The organism is Deinococcus rubellus, assembly GCF_025244745.1.
Classification (GTDB): Bacteria; Deinococcota; Deinococci; order Deinococcales; family Deinococcaceae; genus Deinococcus; species Deinococcus rubellus.
This window is the reverse complement of sequence record NZ_CP104213.1, coordinates 1,587,483-1,613,898: the sequence shown is the minus strand read 5'-3', so window position 1 is coordinate 1,613,898 and position 26,416 is coordinate 1,587,483. Positions and strand designations below refer to the sequence as shown.

The 26,416-nt window shown below is 62.8% G+C and carries 25 protein-coding genes; 6 read left to right on the top strand and 19 right to left on the bottom strand.

Annotated elements, in window-relative coordinates:
* Positions 1 to 10 precede the first annotated feature (10 nt).
* The 7 genes from N0D28_RS08440 to N0D28_RS08410 are packed head-to-tail and all read right to left on the bottom strand — an operon-like array spanning position 11 to position 3,088.
* Complete coding sequence (locus N0D28_RS08440) at positions 11 to 373, bottom strand: hypothetical protein (RefSeq protein ID WP_260559096.1); 363 nt, start codon at positions 371 to 373, stop codon at positions 11 to 13.
* Positions 370 to 561: a hypothetical protein gene (locus N0D28_RS08435; RefSeq protein WP_260559095.1), complete on the bottom strand. Its 192-nt coding sequence runs from the start codon at positions 559 to 561 to the stop codon at positions 370 to 372. The genes N0D28_RS08440 and N0D28_RS08435 overlap by 4 nt, the downstream gene beginning before the upstream one ends.
* On the bottom strand, positions 558 to 1,190 hold the full coding sequence (locus N0D28_RS08430; RefSeq protein ID WP_260559094.1) for a hypothetical protein: 633 nt from the start codon (positions 1,188 to 1,190) through the stop codon (positions 558 to 560). Before N0D28_RS08430 ends, N0D28_RS08435 begins: the two co-directional genes overlap by 4 nt.
* Entirely contained in the window at positions 1,187 to 1,846 is a 660-nt protein-coding gene (locus tag N0D28_RS08425) for a hypothetical protein (protein ID WP_260559093.1), read from the bottom strand. The genes N0D28_RS08430 and N0D28_RS08425 overlap by 4 nt, the downstream gene beginning before the upstream one ends.
* Entirely contained in the window at positions 1,843 to 2,340 is a 498-nt protein-coding gene (locus N0D28_RS08420) for a hypothetical protein (protein WP_260559092.1), read from the bottom strand. The genes N0D28_RS08425 and N0D28_RS08420 overlap by 4 nt, the downstream gene beginning before the upstream one ends.
* Entirely contained in the window at positions 2,337 to 2,696 is a 360-nt protein-coding gene (locus N0D28_RS08415) for a hypothetical protein (protein ID WP_260559091.1), read from the bottom strand. The genes N0D28_RS08420 and N0D28_RS08415 overlap by 4 nt, the downstream gene beginning before the upstream one ends.
* A complete protein-coding gene (locus tag N0D28_RS08410) occupies positions 2,693 to 3,088 on the bottom strand; it encodes a hypothetical protein (RefSeq protein WP_260559090.1) in 396 nt (131 codons plus the stop codon). The genes N0D28_RS08415 and N0D28_RS08410 overlap by 4 nt, the downstream gene beginning before the upstream one ends.
* A 272-nt stretch (positions 3,089 to 3,360) precedes the next feature.
* Between N0D28_RS08410 and N0D28_RS08405 the strand changes: the two genes are divergently transcribed.
* Genes N0D28_RS08405 through N0D28_RS08390 form a run of 4 tightly spaced genes read left to right on the top strand, consistent with a single transcriptional unit; the run spans position 3,361 to position 7,836 of the window.
* Positions 3,361 to 3,948 (top strand): alginate O-acetyltransferase AlgF, encoded by a 588-nt coding sequence (locus tag N0D28_RS08405; RefSeq protein ID WP_260559089.1) that lies wholly within the window; start codon positions 3,361 to 3,363, stop codon positions 3,946 to 3,948.
* Positions 3,949 to 3,961: 13 nt separating this feature from the next.
* The gene (locus tag N0D28_RS08400) at positions 3,962 to 5,380 is read left to right on the top strand and encodes an MBOAT family O-acyltransferase (RefSeq protein WP_260559088.1); all 1,419 of its coding nucleotides are present in this window, start codon (positions 3,962 to 3,964) and stop codon (positions 5,378 to 5,380) included.
* Positions 5,381 to 5,389: 9 nt separating this feature from the next.
* Positions 5,390 to 6,511 carry an alginate O-acetyltransferase AlgX-related protein gene (locus tag N0D28_RS08395; RefSeq protein ID WP_260559087.1) on the top strand — a complete coding sequence of 374 codons (1,122 nt, stop codon included), beginning with the start codon at positions 5,390 to 5,392 and terminating at the stop codon, positions 6,509 to 6,511.
* Positions 6,508 to 7,836, top strand: coding sequence for an alginate O-acetyltransferase AlgX-related protein (locus N0D28_RS08390; RefSeq protein ID WP_260559086.1), 1,329 nt, complete (start codon positions 6,508 to 6,510; stop codon positions 7,834 to 7,836). Before N0D28_RS08395 ends, N0D28_RS08390 begins: the two co-directional genes overlap by 4 nt.
* Here N0D28_RS08390 and N0D28_RS08385 read toward each other — a convergent pair.
* The 4 genes from N0D28_RS08385 to N0D28_RS08370 are packed head-to-tail and all read right to left on the bottom strand — an operon-like array spanning position 7,833 to position 20,588.
* Entirely contained in the window at positions 7,833 to 10,109 is a 2,277-nt protein-coding gene (locus N0D28_RS08385; protein ID WP_260559085.1) for a polysaccharide lyase domain-containing protein, read from the bottom strand. The genes N0D28_RS08390 and N0D28_RS08385 overlap by 4 nt on opposite strands.
* Complete coding sequence (locus tag N0D28_RS08380; protein WP_260559084.1) at positions 10,109 to 10,855, bottom strand: hypothetical protein; 747 nt, start codon at positions 10,853 to 10,855, stop codon at positions 10,109 to 10,111. Before N0D28_RS08380 ends, N0D28_RS08385 begins: the two co-directional genes overlap by 1 nt.
* Positions 10,852 to 12,852 carry a hypothetical protein gene (locus tag N0D28_RS08375; RefSeq protein WP_260559083.1) on the bottom strand — a complete coding sequence of 667 codons (2,001 nt, stop codon included), beginning with the start codon at positions 12,850 to 12,852 and terminating at the stop codon, positions 10,852 to 10,854. The genes N0D28_RS08380 and N0D28_RS08375 overlap by 4 nt, the downstream gene beginning before the upstream one ends.
* The gene (locus N0D28_RS08370; protein WP_260559082.1) at positions 12,852 to 20,588 is read right to left on the bottom strand and encodes a hypothetical protein; all 7,737 of its coding nucleotides are present in this window, start codon (positions 20,586 to 20,588) and stop codon (positions 12,852 to 12,854) included. The genes N0D28_RS08375 and N0D28_RS08370 overlap by 1 nt, the downstream gene beginning before the upstream one ends.
* On the opposite strand from N0D28_RS08370, the gene N0D28_RS08365 reads away from it, so the two are divergent.
* Together N0D28_RS08365 and N0D28_RS08360 are read left to right on the top strand one after the other, a co-directional pair.
* Positions 20,578 to 20,871 (top strand): hypothetical protein, encoded by a 294-nt coding sequence (locus N0D28_RS08365; RefSeq protein WP_260559081.1) that lies wholly within the window; start codon positions 20,578 to 20,580, stop codon positions 20,869 to 20,871. The genes N0D28_RS08370 and N0D28_RS08365 overlap by 11 nt on opposite strands.
* On the top strand, positions 20,868 to 22,046 hold the full coding sequence (locus tag N0D28_RS08360) for a lactonase family protein (protein WP_260559080.1): 1,179 nt from the start codon (positions 20,868 to 20,870) through the stop codon (positions 22,044 to 22,046). The genes N0D28_RS08365 and N0D28_RS08360 overlap by 4 nt, the downstream gene beginning before the upstream one ends.
* Before the next feature lie 339 nt (positions 22,047 to 22,385).
* Here the strand turns inward: N0D28_RS08360 and N0D28_RS08355 are convergent, their stop codons facing one another.
* The 8 genes from N0D28_RS08355 to N0D28_RS08320 form a co-directional block, all read right to left on the bottom strand.
* Positions 22,386 to 22,862, bottom strand: coding sequence for a hypothetical protein (locus tag N0D28_RS08355; protein WP_260559079.1), 477 nt, complete (start codon positions 22,860 to 22,862; stop codon positions 22,386 to 22,388).
* Between the two features lie 84 nt (positions 22,863 to 22,946).
* Positions 22,947 to 23,900 (bottom strand): phage tail tube protein, encoded by a 954-nt coding sequence (locus tag N0D28_RS08350; RefSeq protein ID WP_260559078.1) that lies wholly within the window; start codon positions 23,898 to 23,900, stop codon positions 22,947 to 22,949.
* Positions 23,897 to 24,121: a hypothetical protein gene (locus N0D28_RS08345; RefSeq protein ID WP_260559077.1), complete on the bottom strand. Its 225-nt coding sequence runs from the start codon at positions 24,119 to 24,121 to the stop codon at positions 23,897 to 23,899. Before N0D28_RS08345 ends, N0D28_RS08350 begins: the two co-directional genes overlap by 4 nt.
* On the bottom strand, positions 24,118 to 24,552 hold the full coding sequence (locus N0D28_RS08340) for a hypothetical protein (protein WP_260559076.1): 435 nt from the start codon (positions 24,550 to 24,552) through the stop codon (positions 24,118 to 24,120). Before N0D28_RS08340 ends, N0D28_RS08345 begins: the two co-directional genes overlap by 4 nt.
* On the bottom strand, positions 24,549 to 24,992 hold the full coding sequence (locus N0D28_RS08335) for a hypothetical protein (RefSeq protein ID WP_260559075.1): 444 nt from the start codon (positions 24,990 to 24,992) through the stop codon (positions 24,549 to 24,551). The genes N0D28_RS08340 and N0D28_RS08335 overlap by 4 nt, the downstream gene beginning before the upstream one ends.
* Positions 24,989 to 25,312, bottom strand: coding sequence for a hypothetical protein (locus N0D28_RS08330; protein WP_260559074.1), 324 nt, complete (start codon positions 25,310 to 25,312; stop codon positions 24,989 to 24,991). Before N0D28_RS08330 ends, N0D28_RS08335 begins: the two co-directional genes overlap by 4 nt.
* Positions 25,312 to 25,668 (bottom strand): hypothetical protein, encoded by a 357-nt coding sequence (locus N0D28_RS08325; protein ID WP_260559073.1) that lies wholly within the window; start codon positions 25,666 to 25,668, stop codon positions 25,312 to 25,314. The genes N0D28_RS08330 and N0D28_RS08325 overlap by 1 nt, the downstream gene beginning before the upstream one ends.
* Before the next feature lie 136 nt (positions 25,669 to 25,804).
* Entirely contained in the window at positions 25,805 to 26,407 is a 603-nt protein-coding gene (locus N0D28_RS08320; protein WP_260559072.1) for a hypothetical protein, read from the bottom strand.
* Positions 26,408 to 26,416: the final 9 nt, after the last annotated feature.

Genomic DNA, 26,416 nt, shown 5'->3' with positions numbered 1-26,416 from the left:
TATTTCTTCTTCACGGCAGCCTCAAGTAGATGGGCCGCACGCCGCTGGCTGCCCGGTAGTACGTCACCGATCCGCCGCTGACCTTGCCCTGGTCGATGATGACCCGATAGAGCTTGCCCGCTGTCACATCTGGCAAGCTACACCCGACGTACCCGCTGGCCCGCTTCCGGCAGTTCTGGTCGGTGGTCACGAAGTCGCCGCCCAGCAGCAGCGCCGGGGCCGTTGCTGTGTCCGGGCCGGGATTGATGAACACCACGCTTTGCCCGTCGATCTTCAGTGAAGCTTGCTCCTGCTGGGCGGCTTGCAGGGCCGGGGCGCAGGAAGCTAGGGCGATGACGCACGTTAAAGCCAGAAGTCCGAATCGTTTTTTCACAGTTCCCCCATTTCGCGCAGCTTCTCGATTTCTTCCTGCACCTTGAGTCGATTCTCGGCTGAGAGATGGGCGTCACCATCAGCCAGGTCAATGACGACCGGCGCAAGAACGGGCGCAAGCTTGAGGACGGTGGCAACAGACAGCTTGTCGCCGACCATCCCGGTGATGAGGTTGAGCAGTTCGTTCATGGCGTCTCCTGTACGGGTGCAGCAACAATGACGGCGGGCGGCAGGTCGACAGGCGAATCGGCCAGCGGCGCGTCATCCGGCAGATGCAGCGCGGGCCAGTCGGTGCGGGTCGCGGCGGGGAAGTCAGCGTCATCCTGCGGCGGCTCGGCCGCCGGGAAGCCCAGCAGCGGAATGGCCTCCAGCCCGCCCGTCGAGGGCACGATCACAGCAGGCGGGGCCGCGTTTCCAATCCAGCCGAGCACCGTCTTCGTCCCGTCGCGCCCGATCACCGCTGTCAGGCCAGCGGCCAGGCCGAAGAAGATGGAGGTGGGCCAGCCGGTGAGGCCGAACAGGGGCAAACTCCCGCCCAGGTTGCTGAAGTACAGCACCACGCCCCCAATCACGCCCAACACCGTACTCAAGGCCCACCAGATGGGGGCGGGCGGCTCCTTGCGCGGCGGCTCGTAGGCGGCATATCGAACGGAGATGTTGCGCTTGATGGTGCTGTTCACGCCGAACACCACCGCCGCGAGTGCCGCCGGGCTGCTCCCCAGAAGGCTCAGACCCGTCAGATCGAAGCCGAAGCCGTCGGCCTGGGCCGCCGCCGTGCCAGCCAGCAGCAGCATTCCGAGAATCAAAGTCTTCTTCATTTTCCCCCCCTGAGAGCAATCCACACCGCGCCCGGATCGGTGGCGTTGACGGTGATACCGCCGCGAGAGATGCGCTGACCGGCCACGTTGTCCCAGCCGCCGCCGCTGTTCTCGATCAGCACGCGAGGACCAGGAGACACAGCAACTGAGGTAGGCTTCACCACAACCGGCGGAGCTGGCGGCGCAGCGTCGAATACCCAGTCACGCGGCATTCGCCCCACCGTGGTCAGCCCGCCCCACTGCGGCAGCGGCACCCAGTTCAGCGAGCCGCCCAGGGACCGGCCCCGGCGCACTGTGGCGTTTTCCAGCACGTAGAGCTGGCCGTTCTCAATGCCCAGCAGCCCGATGTGACCGAAGTCGCTGGGCAGCCGAGAGAACACCACGTCCCCGGCGCTGGCTGCACTCAGCGGCACAGTCATCTTCTGGTCGATGAACGCCTGCTCCATACTCCGTGCCCAGGGAACGGTGGGCGAACGTCTGCGGTTCTCGGGCGTTAGGTGCTTCGAGATGGCCATGAGGGCGTACCACTCGCCGCCGCGCCAGTCGTTTGCATCCTCGATGACCTGCCGGTCTGCCTTGAGGCAGTAGTTCGGCTCCCGCTCGATCTGGAGCTTGCCGCTCAAAACGGCGTCGATGCTGCGTTGAATCTTGTTCATTTCGCTCCCTTTTTGAAACAGCTCTCTGGAATCACGAATGGCACCCGGTAGGCCGCCGCGTCAGAATTGAGCGACGTAGCCGCGCTGCGAATCTCGTAAAACCCCGGCTCCAGATCGGCGGGCAGTGGGTACTTGCCGAAGGTGCTGTTGAGCGTCTGCCCCTGCTGCGCCTGGGTCCAGATGAAGTACTTCGGGTCGGTATCTGGCTTGAGCGTGCGGCCCTCCGAGGCGTCCCACAGCGTCCGCACCACCATCAGGAGCGTCGGGGTTTTGTTGACGATCAGGCGCGGCTGCCACGTCACCACCCCGCCGGGGCAGACCTCCGGCTTGGTTGGCAGGTACACCTCGGCGGTGTAGCTGAACGGCGAGGGCCGCCAGATGCTGCTGTAGAGCTGCGAGGCCAGCAGGCCCAGCAGCACGGCCACACACGCGGCGAACACCCACAGGAATGGTGCGACCCAGCCGGGCATCACGCGGGCAATGTGCGGACTCACGGGTGGCTCCCACTGAACTTCAGCACCGTCACGATCACAGCAATCAGGGAGGCCAGGGAACCGCCGCCCAACCACTTGATAATCAACATCTGCCCCTCCTGACGCGCCGCCTGAATCCGGCTGGCCTGCTCAATGGCGTCCAGCCGGTCAGAGGCAGCGTCATCGACGGCGGCGAGGTCCACTTTGATCTTGTCAATGTCGCCTTGAACCTGCTTGACGGCGGCGTTCAACGTTTCTCGGATGCTCGGCACGCCCGTCGCGGGATCGCCCGCCACGCTCCGGTCGAGGCGTTCCAGAACCTTCTTGACCTCACCTATGTCTGCTGAGAGCCGCTGGAAATCGTCGGGACTGGTCATGGCGCACGCTCCAGCACAATGCCCCGCCATGCGCCCAGTTCGCCCGTGACGTTGCTGTAGCGCTCAGCGTCGTAAAGTTCCCAGCGCCAGGTGAGCGAGGTCCACAGCTCAGCGGCGGGCACGGTGTTGGTGGCCTTGCCGATCTCCCACGCGCCCGTGAGCGGCTTGATCGGCTGGTACGGCGCACCCTTGCGCTTGACGTTCAGGGTGCTGGACTTGCGAATACGGAACACGGTGCTGGCCGGGCAGCCAGGAGAGACGATCAGCCGGACGTGGTAGGCCACGCCACGCACCTGATCCGGCGAGAGGGTAAGGGTGCAGGCTGCGGGCCGGGTGAGGACCGCTGCCGGGAAGAGCAGGAGCGGCCCGAAGAGAAGGAAAGTGAGCTTCAAGTGGCCTCCGGGGTCATGGCTAGAGTTTCGCCGCGCCCATGACACCTGGACATGGGCGTGAAAAAACCCCGACTAGGCGGGGGCTGAGGTGTGTGTTGGGTGGCCGATACCTGCCGCTATGGATTCCTAGGACGCGGCTGTCGTCGGCTGCCGTGAACAAAGCCGTCTCATAGTCACCATCATCCGTCCTCGCTGTAGCGTGGGATGGGGCAGTCAAAGCAAGCACGACTATTTCTCAGGGCAATTCAGCTCCAGAGTTTAATCTGTGAACCATGAACAAACTTCTACCCCTCCTTCTTCTCTCGGGTACCACTGTCCTCGCCCAAGAGTTGCTCTACGATCCGGCCCCACCTGCCAATAGCGCCTTCGTGCGGGTATTGAACGCACCCAGTGCCACCCTCGGCGACAAGGCCGTCACCGCTGATAAAGGTGCCGCCAGCGTTTACGTCGTCATCCCCCAGGGCGACTTCACTGCCAAGATCGGCGGCACCAGCGGCAAGCTGAAGGTCGAGGCGGGCAAGTTCTACAGCGTGGTGGCCGATGGGACTAAGCTCAATCTGCTGACTGATCCTTCCGCCGACAACCGCGCCAAGGCCCTGCTGGTGATTTATAACCTCAGTAAAATAGTCAGCATCGACCTCAAGACTGCCGACGGCAAAACGGCTGTGGTGAGCGGTGTCAAGCCCGGCGAGAGCGGCAGCCGCGCCGTCAACGGCATCACCGTGGATCTGGCGGCCTTTAGCGGCACCAAAGCACTCGGCACCCTCAAGGGTGTCAAGTTGGAGCGCGGCAGCGCCTACGCACTGGTCCTTACCGACAGCGGCCTCACGTTGACTACCAGCAGCACCAAGACCAAGTAAGGCGGGGGCAGGCGTGGTCTTCAGCAGTAACGTCTTCCTGTTCCTGTTCCTGCCGGTTTTCCTGATCGTCTACTACCTCCTGCCCTTCAAGGGGCGGAGCGCGTGGATTCTGGTCGGTAGCTACGCGCTGTACTCGTGGTGGCGGCTGGATTTCCTGTGGCTGCTGGCCGGGGTCACGCTGGCCGCCTATTTCTTCGCCCTAGCGATTGACCGCTCCAGCGGGCCACGTCGCTTTCAACTCCTGACGGTGGCCGTAACGCTGAATCTCTGTGCGCTGGGCTACTTCAAGTACGCCAACTTCGGCATCAGCAGCTTCAACGCGGCCATGACTGGCCTGGGGTTTGCACCGTTTACCTGGGCACCGATTCTCTTGCCCATCGGCCTGTCGTTCTTTATCTTTCACGCCATCTCCTACTTGGTGGACATCTACCGCAAAGAAGAGCCGCCCACCCGTAACCTGCTGGACTTTGCCGCCTTCATCGCCCTGTTCCCGCACCTGATCGCCGGGCCAGTACTGAAGTACAACCTGCTGGCCGATCAGTTCCTGAGCCGCACCCACACCCTGGAGAAGTTCAGTTATGGGGCCACCCGCTTCATGACGGGATTTGCCAAGAAGGTGCTGATTGCCGACACCATCGCGCCACTCGTGACGGCCACCTTTGGCCAGACCAGCCCCAGCTTTTTTGACAGTTGGCTGGGGGCACTGGCCTACACCTTGCAGCTCTACTTCGATTTTTCGGGCTACTCCGACATGGCCATCGGGTTGGCGGCCATGATGGGCTTCAAGTTCCCTGAGAACTTCAACCACCCCTACATCTCCCGCAGCATCACCGAGTTCTGGCGTCGCTGGCACATGAGCCTGAGTTCGTGGCTGCGCGAGTACCTCTACATCGGCCTGGGCGGCAACCGCAAAGGACGCACCCGCACCTACGTCAACCTGGCCCTGACGATGGTGCTGGGCGGACTGTGGCACGGGGCCAACTGGACCTTTATCCTGTGGGGTACCTGGCACGGCGGCATCCTGGCCATCGAGCGCCGCATGAAGGAAGCCAAGCTGTGGCAGCCTTTCCCCACCTGGCTAACCATTCCCGGTACCCTGCTGCTGGTCATTCTTGGCTGGGTGATGTTCCGCGCCGACAATGTGCCCGCCGCCTTCCGAATGTACAAGGGGATGCTGGGGCTAAACGGCGTGCCGCTGAGTGACACGTTGGCGTGGCAGGTACGGCCTAGCGAGTTGATCACCATGCTGATTGCCGCCGTGCTGGTCTATGTCGCCCCAGTCTGGGGACAGCGGGTGGGTGATGTCGGAAGTAAGCTGCTGCGCCCCGGCCCGGCAGTGGTGGCCACCGTGGCGCTACTGCCACTGTTCGTCTTGGCGATCATGAAGCTGTCGGCACAAAGCTATACCCCCTTCCTTTATTTCCAGTTCTGAGGTGACTGAATGACTGAATTTGCCCAGGACACCGTCAAACCCAACATCGACAATCCGGCGGCCCCAAAGGTCTTGCAGTGGATGCCCGCCGCCTTCCTGCTGGCGGTGGTGGGGGTCGGCGCGGCGCTGGCCCTCACCTCTAAGGGAACACGTACCTTTCCTACCGGACAGGACGTGGTGACGGGGCAGTGGATGGGAACCTACGAAAAGACCAACCTTGACCCGGGTGTGCCTTGGCGCGACGCCAGCGTGAACCTGTGGGGCGGTCTGAATTACCGCCTGTTCGGTGAGGCCCGCGATGGGGCTGTGATCGGCGCAAACGGCTGGCTGTTCACCAGTGAGGAATTCCAGACGGCCAAGACCGACGCCGCAGAGATCGCGGGCAAAGTCGCGTACATCAAGCAGGTCCGGGACGAGCTGGCCAAGGACGGCGCAAAGCTGGTGGTGGCTCTGGTTCCGGCCAAGGTGCGGGTCTACGCGGACGAGCTGGGCGGCGTCAAGGTGCCCGAGGTGAATGCCTCGCTTTACGAGGACTTCCGCCAGCAGCTCGTCATGGCAGGCGTTCCCACGCCGGATCTCGCTGCCGACTTTAAGGCAGACAGGTCAAGAGGCGACCTGTTCTTCCACACCGACACCCACTGGACACCGCTGGGGGCAACTGTGGCGGCACAGGTCCTTGCGCCTGTCGTAAAGGGATTGGGTCTGGATTTGCCAGCAGTAACGTATGCGGCATCGAAGAAACCTCCAGTCAAACGTTCGGGCGATCTGCTGCGCTACATTCCAGTACCGGAAGGTGAAGGTCCCTCACCCGACACGGTGCAAGAAGCGGTCTACACCCGCACCGACGCAGGCGGCGGCGGACTGCTGGGAGACGAGAGTTTGGCCGTGACACTGGTCGGGACCAGCTACAGCGCTGTCAGCAAGAACAACGTTTGGCACTTCGATGGGGCTTTGTCCAAAGCGCTGGGCACGGAAGTCCTCAATGCTGCACAGGAAGGCAAAGGCCCGGTTGTGCCGATGCGCGAGTATCTGTCAGGGCAAGACCGGAAAGACAACCCGCCGCAAGTGGTGATCTGGGAGATTCCAGAGCGGTTCTTGCGGGTGGGTTATCCAAAGGAGACAATGAAATGAAACAGATCCTTTTGACCCTGGCCTTGCTAGGAACCATTGCATCCGCTGCACGTCCAGACTGTGGTGATTTCGCGGACCGTAGCAAGTTTTATTTCGACAATCAGGGTAACATCTTGTCCCGTTTTGATGTCGGCACCTTGACAGACGCGGGCTTGACGGACCCAGCCACTCGTGAGTACTTCCGTCGCCTGGCAGCGGCCTTCTCGTATCACGGCTCACAGCTCATCGCCATGCCGCTATCGGTCTTCGGCTGGAGCTTCGTTGGTAGGATCGACCCGCGTGAGGCGCAAGGCACTCCCTTCGCGGCCCTCCTCGAACCAGGATACTTGGACAAACGTTTGGTGGCCAACCAGCAGCGGCTTGCGCTGTACCGCTCAGCGGGATTGCCAGTCGCCGATTACATCGGCACGGCCTTCGCGATCCTACGCATCAATCCAAATCTCAACATTTACAACCCTCAGGACACTCACTGGACGCCGGACGGTGCAAAAATCGGTAGCGAGGCAGTGGCAGCACAGCTCGTCGAGATCAACCCGCAACTTAAGGCTGCACTCAACACCAAGCACTTTGACGTGAAAGCGGGCACCTTCGCTTATTTCAAAAATAGTGGTTGGCCTTATGCGATCCGTAAATCTTGCCCGAACACGACCTGGACGCCCCTGTCTGAAACCATCCGTACTGCTGAGAGCGTGGCACTTGACCCAGTGGGTCTCTTGGACGACGAGGCAGCTCCATCAGTGGTGGTACTAGGGTCAAGTTACTCCTCCCCGATTCTTGGTTTTGTTCCATACCTACAAAAGGATTTGGGTACCGAAGTGACCAACGCGGGCCAGTCCGGTGGCGGCACCTTTGGCGCGATCCGCGACTATTTCGCATTGGACGCGGCTCAGCCCTGGGCCAAGTTGTACATCTGGGAGTTCCCCGACACGTTTCTTTTTCCAGATACCGAATTCCGGCAGGTACTGCCGCTCTTGCTGCCTAGTACTGAGATTGAACGTGGCAGCTTCACTGCGCCGGGCAGCAGCATAGCCTATACGCCAAAATCGTCGGGTATAGCCGGGAGCCGTTACGTTGCGGAAGTGGCTTTTGACAAACCGCAAACCCGGGAGTTGAGCCTGACGCTGACTTATACCGATCACGCCGAAACGGTGCAACTCACCAAAGCCAGGGGAAGCATCCCGACTCAGTTTCTGATTGAACTCAGCGGAACAACCCCTCTGAAAACCGTGACCGCAACCTTCCCCAGCGCGGCTCAGGGGAGCGTGCATGTGGCGATTCGGCAATATGACGAAGCGGCATACGAGGCTGATACGACAGGCAATTAACCCACCTTGCGCCACGTCCCGTTGAACCCCACGCACTGCATGAGTTGATTGATGGTCATGGGGATGTCGGTAGCAGGCATGATGGTTGAACCTGCTGTGAGCGTCAGCCCTTGAAGGGCGATGACGGTGAGGCGCTGGCCGTTGTATTTGGGGGCAGGCAGTGTGGCATTAGTCCAGGCTGAGCCGTTGTTGTAGAGCGTGGCTGTAAGGTTGTCTGCCCACTCGTACCCGACGCCCAGCACGATGGCTCCGCCTGCCCCGGCGTTGTTGATGCTCGTGCTGTCGCTCCCCACCGCTCCCCAGCCCGTGCCGGAGCTGAACCCTGTTCGCTTCGTGTAGATCCGTCCGGTGGTCGTGTCGCGCAGCATACTCCCGATGCCGTACCCCACCACGCCGCCCACAGGGTTGAGATTCGGGTTGCCGCTGCAAAAACCGTTCGCCAACAATGCTCCAGCGTTGGCAGCACGCTTGGTTTCCAGCCCCGTCTGGTCATCGATGCTCCAGCCAATTTCGTTCACCCATTTCGTCGGATCGGGATCTGTGGTATTGAGCCGGTAGCGCTCCTTCGTCCGCTTGTTCGCGGTGATTGGGGCATTTTGATTCTCCCGCTCAGTGATGGTCGTCGCCGCCGGGAGCGCCTGCACATCTCTGGTCACCGTCGTGCTATCAGCGAACAGCACGGCCTTCTGCTTTAACCCCGGCAGGTTGTTGCGCCCAATGACGCCCTCGGGACCCTGATCGGCATGGCTGACATACGTGAGCAGGGCGTCCGAGACGCCTACATCCAGCGTCAGGAACTCCAGCCACTCGGCCACCCGGTTATTGTGGACGATGACGCTCTGACGCCCACCTGCACGAATGGAATAGGCGCTGCCCCGGCTCGGTAGTCCCTTGGACTCGTGATTGTTGAACGCCGCGCTTACCAGGCCATTGGCTTCAATGTGAATATCAGTAAACTCAAAATAGTTGTTTTCGATGAAGGTATAGGCCGTCAGTGGGTGGTCTACCGTCACCCCTCGGCGCAGCTTCATGAAGCGCGAGTGCAGCACCCGGTTGCCGTTTGCGCCGTCCGTCTGGCCGCCGGTCAGCAGCACGCCACTGCCGAGGTTGGAGCCACCGTGGAAGGCGCAGCGCTGGATGGTGTTCCAGTAGTTGCCCGTGACAGTGCCGTCCAGTTTCAGCGCGTAGGCCAGGGGGTCAGCATTGAGAACCGAGAAGCTGCACGCCTCAATGTTAGCCATCTGAAACTGGCTCAGGTCAACCGCGCCCAGGCCAGAGGTTGTCGTAAAGGCTAGGCCCTTAACCTCCAGTCCAGTCATGTAAAGCGCGTCCGTTTCGGGGCGGAAGGCGTAGCCGCTGCCGGTGTAATTGATCTGCGGCTTGGGAATCGTCCGCTGAGTGACCGGGCTGGTGTTGCGATAACCCGCCCCCATGCCGTGCCCATCGGATACGATTTTCACGTTCGCGCCGATGTAGATCGGCGCGCTGACTGTGATCTGCTCAAGGGGGATCAGGATCGCCCGTCCCGTGTCCCGCCCTTCCAGCACCAGGTCTTGTAATTTGCCTGCGTTGTAGCTGGCGCTATTGGCTGCCGCCAGCCCCCGGTTCAGGCCAGGGATGAAATTCACGGCCAGCGCCGCACCTTCAGGGTTGACTAGAGGGAAACCGTAGGGCGTCCATGCTCCAGCTTGTTTCAGGTGGTAGGCGAAGCCCGTGCTGGTAACGGTACGCGCCACATCGCCGTTTGCACGGTTCGCCAGATCAGCGTTTCGCGCCACGTCGGTGAGATACGGGAAGGTTTTGTTGGCCGCCAACATTTCATCTCGACTCTGCGCGCTATCGGCCAGCGATTGCGTCATCTGCGGCACCAGCGCCGTCGCCTGTGCCAAATTGATGAGCTGCTCAGGCGTGGCCGTTAGCGCCTTACCCACCGTCACCAGCGCGTTGATGTCCAGTTCAGTGGCGGTGGACGAACTCAATACCGGCTGGAACGTCACCGAACTGATCGGCAGACCGCCCTTACGAACCGTCAGGCGGTAGGTGTCCGGGTCCGGATCAATGCCAGGCCGGGCAGCCCCGCTCACGAAGTCGCTGAAGGTCGTGCCGTCAAAGGCTTTCAGGTTCCCAGTCGAGTCAATGGCTGCGTCGGGAAAGCCACTGGCGGGCGCAATGCCGTTCAGACCGATGACGCCGTGCCGTCCGTCGACCGTGATGGAAACGCTCAGGGCGCTGGCGTCGCCGCCCCGGTCATGTTTGTATTTCCAGATTGCCATTAGAGTTCCCCTTCCTTCCACGCAATAACGGCGGTGGCCCCGGCGGCGATGATGGTCAGGCTCGCGAAGCCCGGCTCCAGATACGGCAGTGGCCCCGTCACGGTCAGCGCGGCGTCCATCCCGCTCAGGGTCACGTCCTCCCCGCCCAGCATCAGGGTCTGCCCGGCTGGGATGGTGCTGTGCCAGGTGGTCAGGCCTGCGTCACTCAGGATGCTGGGGTCCGTGACAGCCGAGCCGCCCGCCGTGATGCTGACCCGCAGATCAGCCCGCGCCTGCCCGCCGATGCTGACCGGCGTGACCACCCCGACAGGCACCGTGCGCGTCTTGCTTTCCTGCCAGAAGTACGGTGAGGCGCACTCCAGTGTCAGTTCCACCGCGCCGCCGCGCATGGCCGCCCCGGTGAAGCTGCGGGTCACCTTGCTCACCCCGGCGATGCTCAGCGTCCCGCCCGGCGTGCGGCTGTACCCGGCAATCCGTGGGGCCAGCGTGGCAATCTCGCGCTGCAAGGCAAACGCCTCTTCCGGGTTCTTCCCGTGCGTGCCGAGCGTCACCGCGAACTGCCCGGCCCTCGGGCGGCGCTCCCCGACGAACACCTTCAGGCCGGTGCCGGGCACGTCCTCAAACGTCCCGATGGGCACGAGGTCCGGCTGCGTCTCCCCTTTCACGAACAACGCCTGCTCAGGGGTCCAGCGGTGCAGGTTGAGCAGGTCTCTCCCCTGTTCGTCCAGAAACACCCGGTCAATCATTTGCCCGCCCGCATTTCCTGACGGACACGCTCGATGGCCGCAGCAGTGGCGTCATCGTCACTGCTGGCCTGCGGCGTGCCGCACTCCACGCTCACGGTTCCGGCACTCAGGTCATAGGTCACGCGCTGCACATCCAGGTCCACCTCGCCCTGCATGGTTTCAAAGCGGCTGACACCTCGGCAGGCCACGCGCCGGAGTCTCCGGTACTGGCCGGTCCAGCTCCGCACCGGCTGCACGCGGTACCGCAGCAGCCCGAAGGCGTAGGCGGAGAGTGTGCCTGTGCTGCTGAGCTGCGGCAGGATGCGGCCTATCCGGGTGGGGTCGCCAGTCAACTTGAAGGCGCTCACGCTCACGCCGTCCCCGGCATAGGTCCAGCGGGTCACGTTGTCCGTCGTGGTACCCCTGGTCAGCGGGATGTCGCCACCCGGTGTCACGAGGCTGACCCCGGTGGCCCCGATGCCGGTGCCGGTGACAGCGGTGTTGAAGAACGTCAGCACTGCTGAGCCCGCTGTCAGGAAGACCGGCGCGGGCGGGGTGACGAGCGCGGCTGAGGCTGGACTGAGGGTTCGGGTGTACCCGCCTTCGGCAATCGCGGTGGCGTTGAGGCTGTTGTTGGGATTGCCGGTGAAGGGGAAGGCATCTATCGGCACCGTGAAGAATTGCCCGGCGTCATTTCGGCACGTCATGATGACATGCGCCTTGATATTAGATGCCGACGAGCCGGGCGGCAACGTGCCACGCACTTGCCCATTCACGGAAATGCTCAACCCAGACGGGGCATACGTGGCAAAGAAGCTGGGTTTATACCGGATATCTGTGGTGTACCCACCGAAGACCTCAATCTGTTTCAGGAAGCCGTTATTCACCGTTTCATTTGCCGCCACCCAGGTCTGGGAGGGGGAGCGTCGGACCTCCAGCACCTGACCGAGCGGCAGGCCGTGATTATCCACAATGACATCGAGGCCGTAGTTGTAGCTCGCGGAGGGCAGCGTTACGGTCATCACGCTTTCGTCCACCGTCGCCGGGTGCATATGCTCGCCTGCCTGGAGCGTGAACATGTTGGGTGTCGCCAGCACCCCAGCAAAGTCGGCATTGAAGAACAGCCCTGTCTGATGGGCCACGTAAGGACCGGGATACTCGAAATACACGGGTAGACCCGTCCCGATGTCGGTGTAGTACCCGCTGAATTTGGTCGCAATGTCCACCGTGCCAGCCACGCCGTCGAGCGGGTTGTCTGCGGCCTCACCAACGCGGGCAGGAATCTGGTTCGGCGGCTCCCAGACCTCACCCCGTTTGACGATTTCGCTTTCGATGCGGCCCTCGAACCATGCCTCAGTGCCATCTGGGCGGTTGTAGGAGAAGCGCACGGCGTTCCTGTACCCGCTGGTGTCGCCAGGGCTGATCTCTGAACGGGTGCGCGGGAAGCGGTGGGTCAGTTCGGTGTCGGGTCGGTACGCTCCGATCCGGCCCCGGTTGTCCACGCCCCAGGTGCCGCCGTCGATCACGGGCATGGCCGCCTGGAAGGTGTCGCCCAGCAACTCAAACAGGGTCACGGCTTTCAGGGTGGCCAGGTCCACTGGAATGTCTCCCAGGGTCACGCCGGGCGGCAGGATGCAGTGCCCGATGACGTACCCGAGGTACAGGGCAAACTTGGCGGTGATGGTGCCGGACCAGCGGGCCTGGGACACGGTGTCCTTGAGGGGCCGGGCCTGAATCTCACCCGCGCCGATCTGCCACGGTTCCCCACCGACCTCGCCCAGATACGTGGGGTCATCGTCCGCGTCTCCCTTCAGCCAGATTCTGAGCCAGTCCCCGGCCTCAAAGGCAACCGGGGCGCTGACCTTGACGCTGCCAGGACCGCCGAACTCGCCGCGCAGCACCTCAAACTTGCCGCCCAGCGGCGCGATCTCGCCGGGCCTGTACGTTCCGGCCTCGCGGGCGTAGATGATCTGGTACGGGGCTGCCGCGCCGGGCTTGCTGAGACTCAGGCGGTACATCAGGTGTACCGCGCCAGCTTGGCCCGCAGGTTCCCGCTGGTGGGTGGGGAGCCGTAAGAGACGATGGTGGTCTGGGTGTAGCTGATCTCCTTGACCGCCGCCGTGTTGTTGTTGACGGCCTTCGTCAGATCAGGGATGGCACTGTTGAGGACGCCCAGCAGCGGCCCCAGCTCACTGCCGATCTGGACGCTCAGGCCGGGCAGGGCCGCGCCGATCTGCTGAATCAGCCCGCCCGCGTCCAGTCCTTTCGAGAGCGCCGTGTCGAGCTGGGTGAACAGCGGATCGAGTTTCGAGAGGATGCGTTTCACGATGAAACCGTCCTGAATGGCTTGGCTGATCTTGTCCCGCACACCCTTGTACATGGCGTCCAGTGGGCTGTCCCCATTCAGGAACGCCTGCACCCCGCTCATCATCGACTGCCGCCAGCTCTGGGCAGTCTGTTCGCGCTGCTGGGCCAGTTGCTGCGCGGCCTGCACCTCGGCAGTCTGGGCGCTCAGGCGGGCCACCCGCTCCTGGGCATCGTACTTGCTGTGGATGCTGGAAATCTGGGCGGCTGTCAGGTCAGCGGCGCTCAGCTCGGCTTCTTCTTCCAGGGCGATGCGTTCCAGGGTGCGGGCCAGCTTATCGGCGTTGTAGGCGCTGTCGATAGCGCGCTTCTGGTCATCGGTACCGGCGGCGGCCAGGGCCAGCGAGTGTTCCGCGTCGGCCAGCGAGTCGCCGTCGCTCAGTGCCTGGAGCTTGATGTTGCGCTGAATCTCGGCGGCCTTGCGGGTGGCCTCGGTCTGCCAGTCGAGGTAGTCCTGATCGTTGGAGCGCTGCTTGAGGTTGAACTCCTCGTTGATGTTGAGCCGGTCCTGCTCGGTGAGGCCATCGGCAGCCAAGGCGCTCTGGCGGTCGTTCTCGATTCGCGCTGCCGTGTTGACATGCAAGCGCTCTTGCAGCTCGGCATCGGAAATGAGCTTGGCCCGGTTCTGGATTTTCAGGGCCGTCTCGATATTGTTGATGCCTGCGCCCTGAACGCTGCGCTGCTTGGCGGCAATGGCTTCAGGCGAGTAGCGGCCCGTGCCAGCAGCCTTATCGACAGCGTCCATCGTCTTGATGTACTCTTTGGCCGCCTCGGTGGTCATCTTGGTGTCGTAACCGAGCTGGGCGATGGCCGAGCTGAGCGCCTCGGTCTTGCTGGGGTCACTGTCCGGCAGGGCCAGGGCGTCGGTGAGCCGTTTGGTGTCGCGGGCGTAGGTGCCAATGGTGTCGGGGTTGTTTTTGAAGGCATCGACCAGGGCCTGCTGCACCCCATCGGTGATGCTGCTTGCCAGAGTCTTGGCGAAATCCTCGATATTGCCGGACTCGCGGTACTTCTTGAACCCGCCGTCCATCCCGGTGTACACGCTGTTGACGAAGGTGGAAGCCGTTTTCAAGCCCACCTTGTCCACTTCGTTCACCACTTCCGGCCCGCCTCCAAAGAGGTCAGCCAGCCAGCCCTTCGAGCGGATCGAGGTCTTCTGGTAATCGTCCGGATTCAGATACGGGTTGGCATCCTTAAAATCGTCGCGCAGCTTGGCGACCTCGGCGTGGGCCTTCTTGAAGCCGCCGATGGCGTCAGCGATGCTGGAAGCAAACTTGACGGCCAGCGCCACCCACGAATTGAGGTCCGCACCGCCACTGGCAACGATCTTCGCCACGTCGCCCGCCATGCTGCTGACCTTGCTGAAGAGGTTTTCAGCGCCCTTGATATTCGCGGCCAGATCCTTCCAGGGGGTGTTCAGTTTCTTGCCGAAGCGGTCATAGTCTTGTTCGCTCTGACCCATCGCACCGGCCAGATTGCCCAGCGCACCGGTCACGTTGGCCAGCAGATCGGCGTAGCGCCCGAAGACGTTGATCTGCTCTCCCCTGGCGGCGCGCAGAGCGTCCTCAGCACCTTCCAGGGATTCCAGAGTGGTTTTGTACTTTTCGCTGTCCTTGTCCAGTCCCACAAGATCGGTTCGGTACTGGCTGATCTGCTCAATCAAGGCCCCTTGAAGCTCGCTGTTGGCTGAGAAGTCCAGGCCATTCCCCTGGGTCACTTTGCGCTGGGCGGCCTTCACTTTCGCAGCGGCGGCTTTGTCAGCCAGATCAATTTGTGCTTGAGCGCCGTCGCTGTCGATCTGGGTCAGGCTGGTTTGCAAGGCCAGATCAGCCGCTTTGATCTTGTCGCCATTCACCCCCGCGTCTTCCAAGGAACGGGCGTGGGCGCGCTGAGCGGCCTCTCTACGGGCCTGCAAAGTCTCAGCGAGGTTCTGGGCCTCGCTTATGCTCCCAGCCTTATAGCGGGCCTGCTGACCGGCAACAGAGAGCGCCGTTTCAGCATCCTCGCGGGCGCGGGTGCTCTGGCGGGTCAGGAGGAGCTGATCGGCGACGGCCTTCTCGTCGATGGCCGTCAGTTGCTGGGTGCGGGTGGCGGCAGCCTGAACATACGCCTGGGTCTTACGACCTTCTTGGGTTTCAAGGCCAGCAGTGGCCCGCGTGAACGCTGCCCGCACCGCCTCTTTGTCCAGATCGGCCTTCTGGGTGATGGCGTCTTTCTCCGAGATGAGGCCCATCTGCTTTTGGATTTCGAGGTGGGCGGCAGTCTGGGCGCGTTCAGTGTCCAGCAAATCCTGATGGCTGCTGATGAGGAGCGCCTTGGCCTCCTGAACCTGCTCGGGGGTGAAGCCGCTGGAAGGGTCGGCCAGAAGCTTAAGCACCTCGTCATTGCTCAGGCGGTTCTTTTTAATGCCGTCCAGAACGCTGGCAAAGTCCGTGGTACTGGCCTGCGGATTCTCAACCGGCTTGCTCTTGCCGCGCCCGCCATCCTGATAATCGGCTGGGTTCTCGTAAATGTCGGCCACCAAGTTATCAACGTCAATCCGGTTGGCAATTTCGGCCCGTACCATCTGGGCAAAGGCACTATTCGGTCCGCCTTTCTTGACCAGCGCCTTGAGGGTGTCGGCCAGGAATGCGCCGCTGGCCCCCGCAAGGCCCGCTTGCAGTCCTTCCTTCTGATCGTCGCTGATGGTCCCGTATGCCGCGTCGGTCTTGGCGTCTGGAATGACATTTCCAGCGAGGCCGCGCCCCTCGAACTGATCGCCCTTGAGGCCCACAATTGGCCCCGCCGCGTCCCGCACACCCTGAATGGCCCCTTTCAAGGCTTCCAGCTGCTTGGTCGTGATGCTGCCGTTGCTGGCCAGCAGTTCTAGTCCGCCTTCGAAGTCATCCAGGGCCTTCAAACCGCTGGGCATCTGTGCGAGCAGCTCGCCCGTGGTGTAGCTCAGCTTCTCGAAAGGCTTGATCGCGCCGTCAGCCTGCCGGGCTCCGTCCGAGACAGCGCTGTACGTTCCGGCTGAAACCTCGGCATCAATCGTGTCCTGAGCCTCGATATTCTTCTGGCGCTTGATTTCTTCAGTGACGGCCCGCACGCTGCCCGCCGAGGCGTAGCCCTGCTTCTCCAGCTCGCCGAGGGTTTTGATGTAGGTGGCCACTGCATCGTCACCAGAAGGAATCTGGTCTACGGCGTCCTGAACACTTACCACGATGGCGTCTTGTGCTTTCCTCGCCCGGTCGAAGCCGTCGGTCATGTTGTCGTACTTGCCGCTGGCGATGTCGGCATCAATGCCGTTCTGGTAGATGGCGTCCCGCACGGCCTGCACGCTGCCTCCTGCGGCGTATCCAGCCTTTTCAAGCGCGGTCAGGGCAGTCAAATACTCGGCAGTGGCGGCGGTGCCTGCGGGCATCTGGGTCACGGCGTCGGCGATGCTGATAACCACCTTGCCCTGCGCCTTGCTGGCCCGGTCGAAGCTATCCGAGAGGCTGTCATAAGCACTGCTGGCAATCTGGGAATCAATGGCCTGCTGGTAAAGCGCGGCGACATTCGCTTTCGCGCCCACCACGTAAACGCTGTTGGTCGTGCCTGCTTTTTTGGTGCTGGCGTCCAGGGCGTCCATCTTTTCGAGCGTGTTCTGGAGGGTTGCCGCGTCCACTTTGCCAGTGCTGATTTTGTCGCGCAGCGTGCTGGCCAGGGCCGCGTATTCGGTGCGGCTGCGCTGAACGCTGACGGTCACAGCGTCCTGGCCCTGGCGCAATGCCTGTGCGTCTCTAGCATCCAACAGGGCATTACTGCGGACATCTCCAGCTACGTTGAGCGCCCCGCTGTGCTGGGCCTGGGCCAGTTGCTCAGCAGCCTCGCGCAAGGCGGGCTTGCCCTTTGCGGCGGCGTCCAAGGCGGCTTTCAAGCTGTTATCAGCCTGAACTTTGGCCAGTTGATAATCGCGCTGGGCCTGCTGCTCACGTGCTGCTTGCAGCGCAGCGCCTTCGTTTTTAACGATGGCCAGCTTTTTGGTGAGGTTCTCGCCTGCCAACTTCAAACCGTCGTCGTAGGCCCGCTGCGCGACGGTGACGGATTGCTTGGCGGTGTTCACATCGCTCTGTGCCCGCTGCTCACTCTTTTGCCGCACGATTTCAGCGATTTTGTCCGCATCCGTCCCGGCCTGGCGCAGCCCGTCAATCTCGGAGCGCGTGCTTGCCACCAGATCGGAGAGCGCATTTTTCTGGGTGCGGTCCTTCGTGCCGGGAATGGCCTGCTTCGCGGCAGCCTGCACCTTACCGAGCGCAGAAATATACGTCTGCACCGCCTTCTGATAACCGGGTGCATCCTCCGATACCAGCTGGAACGCGGCGCGGGCATCTTCGAGCTGGCGCTTGAAGGATTCGGCCAGGCCGTCCTTCTTGCTGAGGCTGTCGATCTCGCCTTGCGTGGAAGAAAACAGGCTGCTCAGGGCGCTCTTCTTGTCACCAGCGGGCAGGCTCCCGGCGAGCTTCTGGCTCTCGGTGGCCGCCTTCCGAAGCACGGCCAGGTAAGCATCCAGCGCCTTGTCGTAACCGGGCGTCTCTTTGGTGTAGAGCTGGAACACCGCTTTGGCGTCCTCGATCTGCTTTTTGAGAGCTTCCACCGCGCCGCCGGTCTTGCCCAGAGAGGTGATCTTGTCGCGCGTACTCTTGACGATCCCGGCGAGGTCGACGCGCCCGGCATCGGATTCCGGCAGCTTCATGGCCGCTTCGTAAGCCAGTCGCTGCACGTTACTCAGGGTGGCGAGGTAGCGGTCTACAGCTTTCTGATACTCGGCGCTGTTCTTGTCCACCAGATCGAACGTCGCCTGCGCTTGCTTCAGACGGGCGTTCAGGGTGTCCTTGAGTGGCGTGGGCGGGTCGGCGGGGGGCGCGCCGGGCGTGGGGGCGGGTTCAGCAACCTTCCCTTTGGGCTGGCGGCCCGGCTGCGGCGTCACCACCTGATTACTGACACGCTGCAAATAGGCCAGCAGATCGCCGGAGCGCACAAAGCTGTTCACCGAGCCCAGGCGGTTGATGTCCACATCCCCCACCGGGTTCACCTTGCCGGTGTCGAGTGCCTTGCCGCCGTTGATCCCGCCCGGCCCGAAACGCCCGCCGTTGTCCTGATACGTCACGCGGTTGTTACCGCGCACCACGCCATTACCGAGGTAGACCCCGGTATGGTTCTGACCGTTCTCCGTGTAGAACACCACGTCGCCGGGCTTCAGATCGTTGACCGAGGTGTATTTGCTGGTCAGCTTGGCCCGCTCCAGGCTCTTCTGGCTGCTCTGCGCCGAGGCCACGCCGCCGGGTGCGCCGTCCCTGAACAGCTTGTCAATCTGGCTGCGGACTTTCGGCGCGGCATCTCCCAGCGTGTCGCGCACCCAGCGGTCACAGTAGTCCACGAGCTTGTCAGCCTGGGCGTCGTTTCTGGCCTGCAAGGACTGGCTGACAATCGCGCCCGCAAAGGCCGGAAGATCGGCGGGCACCACGCGGCCCTGACCCGGCAAGGTCGGCCCCGCACCGACAAGCACACCGCTGCCTTGCGGCTGAGGCCCACCGTTGACCGCCTGCGCTGCCGCACGCGCCGCGCCCGCTGCCTTGAGTGCCGCGCTCTGAAGGATGCTGGGCATCTTCTCGGCCGCCCACTCCAACATGGAAGCCAGCGCATTCAGCAGGATGCTTTTCAGCCCGGCCAGCCCGCTCTGGAAGGCCATGCTGATGCGGGCCGCCAGGTTATCCACCTGATTTTTGATGATCGGCCAGGCGTTCCCGATGGCGTCCGCAATTGAGGTCCAGGCGCTGCCGACCGTGCTCTTGATGGTGTCCCACGCGCCCTGCCAGTCACCGCTGAGCAGTTGGCCCAGCGACTTGAACGCACCGCCCAGCAACGTGAAGGCCCCTTTGATGAGGCCCAGCACGATGTCCAGCGCTGCTTCCACCGCTGGCCCGATGCGCTTCCAGATCGGGATGAACACGTTGTCGATCAGGTCAGACGCCCCGTCGATCAGGTTGCTGACGCCGTTCACCACGAACTCGAACACGCCCTTGACGAAGGTGCCGAAGCCGGAAACAACCGTCTGGGCCGCCTCAATCGGGCCTTTGAGCTTGGGGGCGAGCGAGTTCCACAGCGGAATCAGCACCTGATTGATGACCTCTTCCACCGAACGGAAGGCGTTCCCGAAAGCAGTTTGAAGGGTGCTCAGCAGCGGGGCCATGAGTGCCTGCGCCCGCTGCCAAGCTGCCGGGATCTGCCCCGCCGCCTTGCTGATGGCGTCCCCGACCTGACCGGCCACGCGCTTCACGTCATCGAAGTTGACGCCCATTCGTTGCAGCACGAAGCCGATGGCCGCGCCCGCCGCGATGAACGGGGCAACCGGGGCCAGCAGTGCCCACAGCGCCGCCGCACCCGCCGCCAGGGCAGGCAGCAGGGCCGCTGTGATGCCGCCCGCTACAGAGATGACGCCTGGCAGCAGCGCCCCGGTCAGGCCGCCCACGAGTGCCCCGGCGTTCTCTTTGGCCCACATGAAGATGTCACTGACGGCCTTCACGGCGCTGCCCAGTAGGGGGTATTTGCTGCTGAGTTGCCCCAGCACGTCGCCGCCCTCGGCATAGGTCTTCAGAAGCCCGGTGAAGAAGGTCGTACTCTCGGCGCTCAGCTCATTGAAGCGCTGCACCAGCGGCATGGTGATCTGGCCGAGCTGAATGCTGAACTGCTGCTGGGAGAGCGTGACGGCCTGCTGGCTTTTGACGTACTTGTTCTGGATGCTGCCCAGCGCTTCGACTTCGGTGCCGGTGGCGTCGGTCACGAGGTTGTAGAGCGCCTGTGCTTTCTCAGCACTCGTTAGAGCATCGGTGGTCTTGCCGAGCGACTTCGCCAGCTTGTCGTTATAGGTGCTCAGGTTCTGCGCGATCCCAATGGAGTTGAGCTGCGCTGACATGCCAGTGGCGGCAGCGTCAGCGATATTGCTGAACCCCGCTTTGGCGTCACGACCAGCGGCGATGGCAGACGCGCCCGCACCACGCATCACAGCTTCGAGCTGACCCATGTTCGTGAAGCCCACCCGGATCAGGGTCGTCATGCTGTCCTGAATGTCGGTGACGCTCACGCCGAACTGATCGGCCAGCCGCTGCGCCGCGCCGTTGGCCTGGTCAATGTCAATACCGAACTTCGCCACCGTCAGGCCAAACACCTTCGTGTTGGTGGCGGCCTTGTTTGCCGCGTCGGCCCACTGGGTCAACTGCCCGACCATCTGCCCGACCCCGGAGGTCACCTGCTGAATGACATTCAGCCCGGCGTTCAGGTTGAGCAGGCCCGCGTTCAGGCCGCCGATGTTGCCGGTCAAGCCACTCACGCCCGCCGCGCCCGAAACGGCCACGGAGATGTTCAACAAGATCTGGTCAATTAACGAAGCCACGCCCCAGCCTTGCAACCGGCATGACACTCGGCAGGAAGACGGTGCAGGCAGGCAGATCAGTTGGCGGCTTGGTCAGTGGGCCGCAAATATGGAACTCAACTCAAATTCACGTATTGAACTTTCTGCCCAGATTGCTGCGTATAAGAAGATAGAAGCGCTCAGCGGTCCAGTTCAATGGGTCAAGTTCGGCAGGCTGATTTTACAGGCCAATGCTGGATTTGCTCGTCGTCGCCGCTGCCTACTTCAGGAGGTTCCATGAAACGTCAAGCATCCCCCCTTGCCGCCCTGATCGGCCTAACGGTCCTGCTCTCTGCCTGCGGAAACATCATCGCACCGACTGCCAAGTATGCCGGGTACATTTACGCCCAGACCAATGCGGCCACCAACAGCGTGGTCGAGTATGGCCGCAGCGGTGACGGCAAGCTGGTCAAGCTGAACGAAATCGCTACGGGCGGCCAAGGCTCGGACGGGAAGCTGGTCGTCATTAAGCCGGGCAAGGCGGCAGTCGATCCGCTGTTTTCCAACGACAGCGTGGTGCTGACGCTTGACCATCAGCGTCTCTTCGTCGCAAATGCGGGCAGCGGCAGTGTCTCTGCTTTTTCTCTGGATGCTTCCGGCACGCCCCGGCTAATCGGCAGCTATCCCAGCGGCGCACCTGCACCCACCAGCCTGAGTGTGAGCGGCAATCTGCTCTACGTCAGTCATGGCAGCGCCAGTGATCAGAACGTGCAGATCACCGGCTTTCAGATTCAGGCAGACGGCTCGCTCAAAGGCATTCCCACAGCCAGCTACGCGCCGGACAAGGCCAGCGTCATTACCCAGATCAAATTCAGCCCCGACGCCCGGTTCCTGGAGAGCGTGGAATTGATGAACGGCAACCTGACCCTTTACCCGGTGCAGGCAGGCGGCACGCTCGGCGCGGGCGTGGTAAACGTCAGTGCAGGTAAAGGGCCGTTCGGCAGCGTCTGGCTGGACGATACGCACGTCCTGGTGGCTGACGCCATGAGCAACTCAGTGTCGTCGTACTCACTTGACGCCTCTGGCAAGCTTACGCCCATCACCTCGGCATTGCCCAACAACCAGAAGGCGACCTGCTGGCTCAAAATTACGCCGGACAAGCAGTTTGTTTACGCGGCCAACACCTCGTCGGGCAGCATCTCGGTGTACCGTATCGGCGCAGATGCCTCGCTGTCGCTGGTCAACGGCAATACGGCCTCGCTGGCTCCCGGCAGCGCAGTGGATTTCATGGACGGCCCCAGCAGCGGCCCGGTAGATCTGGTCATCAGCCAGGACGGCAACTACCTCTACCAGCAGTTCAGTGGCCTGGGCGTGGTGGCGGCCTACCGCATCGGTGCGGACGGCAACCTGACGCCCATCGCAGGCGGCGACGCCACCGGGCTGCCCATCGGCACCGAGGGCCTGGCCGGGTACTGAATTCGCTTCAAGTTTGATCGGTCATTGAAGATACAGGCCAGCGACGACAAGGGCCAGCAGCTCGGTAGCAGCCGGGCTGGGCGTAAGGCTGCACCGAAAGCAGCAGCGAAGACCCATACAAACCCAAATAAGATCTCTGCAACGAACAGAAAGCCCCTGGCCGACGCTAGGGGCTTTCTGTTTCGGTCTCACTCTGATTTGGTTCTCGTCTTCTCGTGATACTGCCGCTCTCCTTCCACCGCGTTTGCCCAGAGCATGATCGCCGTGTCGAAGGCCAGCAGCTCGTGAGGCTCAGCCCCATTGATCGTCAGCAGCAAGTGCGGGCGGCATCCGTAGGACTTAGCCAGTGCGTGCAGGCTTACCGCGTGCCTTGTCAGGAAACGCTTCCGCCTGGGCGACCACCTTCTTGTCGGGGGCGCTGAACGCCTGCACCGCTTCCAGCAGCACCGTCAGGTCCGGCCCCAGGCCGTAGTCGGGTTCCTCCAGACTGCCGCCGTACAGCTCAACGAGCGCTTCCAGCTTCGGTTCGATCAGCGCGCCCCGCAGCAGCTTCTCCTGAATCTGGAGGCTCGTTTCGAGCATTTGCTCGCGGCTCATGGTGGGGGCCTGGCCATCGACGGACTCAATGGCCGCCGCGCTCTCTTTGGCGTACTCACCTGCCGCCGTGAGCAGGGCAGGCGTGCTCATGACGTGCCGGGCGGCGTCCATGGTGTACGCCTCGATGTTCAGCTTCTTGATGATGACGTCAATGCCGGTGCTGAGCGTGACGGTCTTGGTGAAGCCTTTGAGTTTGAGCGCGGGGTGCGGGTTGGTCATGCTGTCAGTCTCACGGGGCGAGTGACACCCAAAGGAAACGCGCCCAGCGGTGAGGCCGGGCGCGAGGTGGGCAGTGAGGCGGGTTTAGCCGGGCAAGTTCCACTCGAACGTCGGCGCACCTGCGTTGCTCGTGGCTTTGATGTCGATGGGGACCACGATCCGGCCCAGGCCGCCGTCCGGGACGAAGGTGCTGACCCGCGAGTGTGGGAATTTGACGCTCAGCTCCTTGGCCCCAATCTTGAACCCGGCTTCCAGCACCGCGTCGGCCCCGCTCTCGTAAGCGTCCCGCAGGGCGTCTGGTGTGCTGGCCGCACCCACCCGGATGTTGACCATTGCCGAGAGCGCCCCGCTGCGGCTCCAACCCACCGCGTACAGGTTGTTGGTGGCGTCCAGGCCCTGCGCGGCGTCCTCGGCTTCCATCGGCTGCGTGATCGTGATGGTGGCCTCGGTGGGCAGCACCGTCGCGGCGGCGTACTTGACGAAGAAGTTCATGAACTTCGCCAGCTCGGTATTGCTCACCGCAGGCAGCACCGGCACCGTGCCGAGCGGACTGACGCGGGTGGTATTCAGCGTCACCTGCACCGTCGCGGTGGCGCGGTTGCTGATGGTGATGACGATGGAGCTGATCTGCACGTCGGTGAACAGGCTGTTCCTGACCGGGTGCGGCTGCCACACCGTCAGCGGCTGGCCCGGCGCGAGGGCCGCGAAGTCATCCAGGCGCGGAATCAGCTTGGCCTGGGGCGGGGTTCCGGAAGCGGCAGCAGGCGTGCCCAGCATGGCGGTCAGCAGCAGCGGCAAGTCGGCCAGGGTGGCCTGCGCCGTGATCTGACGCTGCGAGGCGGCCACACCCTGAAGCTGCTCGCCAGTCTCGAAGATGGTCCCGTCGGCAATTTCATCATTGGTGTAGGTGTATTCGGGCATGGGGTTGCCGAACGCGGTGGTCCGCAGGGTGTTGGTGGGGGCCGTTGCTGGCGTGCCCACTGCCGTCTGAAGGGCAATAGCGATGGCTCCGTATTTGCCGAGTCTGGGGGTGCTCATTTCTTACCACCTTTGCCGCTGTCTTCGGCTTTGGGTTCCGCTTTGGGCTTGTCGAGCGCGGCCTCTTCCTTGTGTGGGCGGTCCAGCTTGAAGTGCCCGCTGGCTTTGATGGCCGCTTCGTGGCTGTCGCTGGTGGCTTCGATGACCGTGCCGGGTTCCACGCTGCCGATGCCGGGTAGAAAACCCGTCGCCTCTCCGTCATATCGGTAATGCTTTTTCATTCGTCCTCCGCTCCCAGGTCGTATTCGATGTCCAGATGGGTCACGCTCACCAGAAAGCCCTCGACGATGAGCGGCTGTTCCTGCATAAAGTTGACCAGAGCGCCTGACTCCTGATGGTTGAAGGCGCGGGCGGCCCGCTGGCAGGCCTGCACCACGTTCAGACGGCGGGTCAGGGCGGCGATGGTGGCGGCTTCGGTTTTGGGCCGCTGAATGACGATGCTGACGAACACCGGCACGCGGATCTCGGTGCTGTAGCCCTGATCGGCCACGTCCTCGCCGGAGTCGAAGCCCTCGGTGGTGATCCAAAGTTGCCGCTCAGCGTTGCTGGCCTTCAGTTCCCCTTCAATCGGCTCACGGGCAAGCACGGTGTACTGAGGGAAGCTGGTCTGAAGCTCAGCTTTGAGCGCCTGGATGAAGTTCAGAACGATCATTTGGCCGCCGCCTTCAGGGCTTGTGCCAGGTATTGCGGAAACACCTTGCGGGTGGCGTCCAGCGCGTCACGGGCAAAGCGGCGCTCAGGGAGGACAACGCGCATGACGCGCCGGAAGCCGCCCGCAGTGCGGAAGAACAGGCCCCGTGGCGTCTTGGCCTGGATGACTGCGCCACGGTCATGCACCCAGCCATAAAAGGCCATGCCCAAGCTCAGGTCGCCGCCGGTTGGAGTCTTTTTGAGGTAGGTCCGAACCGAGCGGATCAGGCGACCCGAACGGACGCGCAAACCACTCGGCCCGCCTTTGCTGAGGTTCTTTTTCATCTCGGCTTGCAGGAACTTGCGGGCCTCGCCGAGCGCATCCTGAGCAGCTTGCGCGGGGATGGCGTCCAGCTTTTTTACCCAAGCGGGAATACGCAAGCTGGCGCTGCTCTTGGTCACGCCAGCACCTCGTCTTCTTCCGTCCGCACGTACAGCTTCCACGTCCCGGCCTTCTTGCCGATGCCGTTGCGCAGAATCCTGAAGGTCTGGAGCTTGCCGGGCTCCACGTCCACCGTGACCAGGGCGTTGTCTTCCAGGCCAGCAGGGGGCGTGCCGAGGGCCACGTACACGTCTACGGTGTGCGTGGGCGTGTCGGCGGCCACTCCGCCGCGCCCGGAGCTGACACCGAGGGTGAGCGGTATCAGCTTTGGCCTTGAGCAACGGATGGTGCCACCACTCGCGTCGGTGAGTGTCAGGAAGGGCCGGGCGTCGATAGCCATTACCAGACCTCTTCGTTATTCACCGGGCCGCCCATCGGGGGCCACGCCTGCACCTGAGACGGCACATAGGCGCTGATCCCCTGCGCCGCGTCCAGACTGAGCTGAGTGCGGAGCAGCGTCTTCAGCTTCCTGTCGATCTGCGCGTTCAGCTCACCGCCAACCTCGTATTCGGTGTTGTCGGCAATCAATCGGGCGGCAGTGGCCCAGGGCCGGGCGTAGAAGACGCCCTCCACCGTCACGCCGTCCACTGACAACGCACGGGTGAGCGTGTCCTGGTCAGTAGGTGCGGCGTAATTGACGCCCAGCGCATCGGTGAGGTGCGTCAGGGCCTCGGCAGAGGGCAAGGGCGGGTTCATGCTTCGCTGACCTTCTCAGGCGCAGCGGCGGGCCTGGTGATATGGCAGTTCTGGCAAATCCAGAGACCGCCCAGATACCGCTGCATGTCTCTGTAGCAAGTCGGGCAGCGCTGAGTGCCGTTGGGATCGGTGACGCTCATTTCGCGCCGCCTTTCGCTGGTTTGGCGGGCTTGCTGGCCTCGGGGGGCGGGTTGATAGCGTCGGGTTTTGCGACGCCGTGGTCATCTGGTGCGCTTGCGTCCAGCACGCTTTCAGGCTCAGCAGCCGCGCCCGCTTCCAACTCAGCCACGCGGGCCTTGAGGCCGGGCAGATCGTTCTGATACCGGATGAAATCAGACTGGGTAGATTCCAGCTCGGCTTGCACCGCATTCCGGGCCGCTCCAAGCTGGGCCGCGCCTTCGTGGGTACTGTCCAGCTTGGCTTTCAGGTCGGCCACTTCAGTGATATAGCCCTGAATGATGTTGCCCTGGCCACCGCGAATGTCCTGAAGCAAGGCCAGTTCTGAATTGGCCTTGTCCAGATCCGCCTTCAAGCTGTGGTTGGCGTCCAGCAACTCCTGAATGTCCGCGCCCTCCGGCTGAATCTCATCCTGCGCTGGGTCCAGCTCGCTCTCGTGCAAGGGCAAATTCAAACTGGCCGCCAGCTCGGCGGGCACTTCCACGAACCCTTTCTTGTTCGTGGCGCTGAAGGGGCCGTAGCTCTTGCCTTCGTAAGCGTAGGCCCCAGGAATGTTCGTCACCTTGACGCC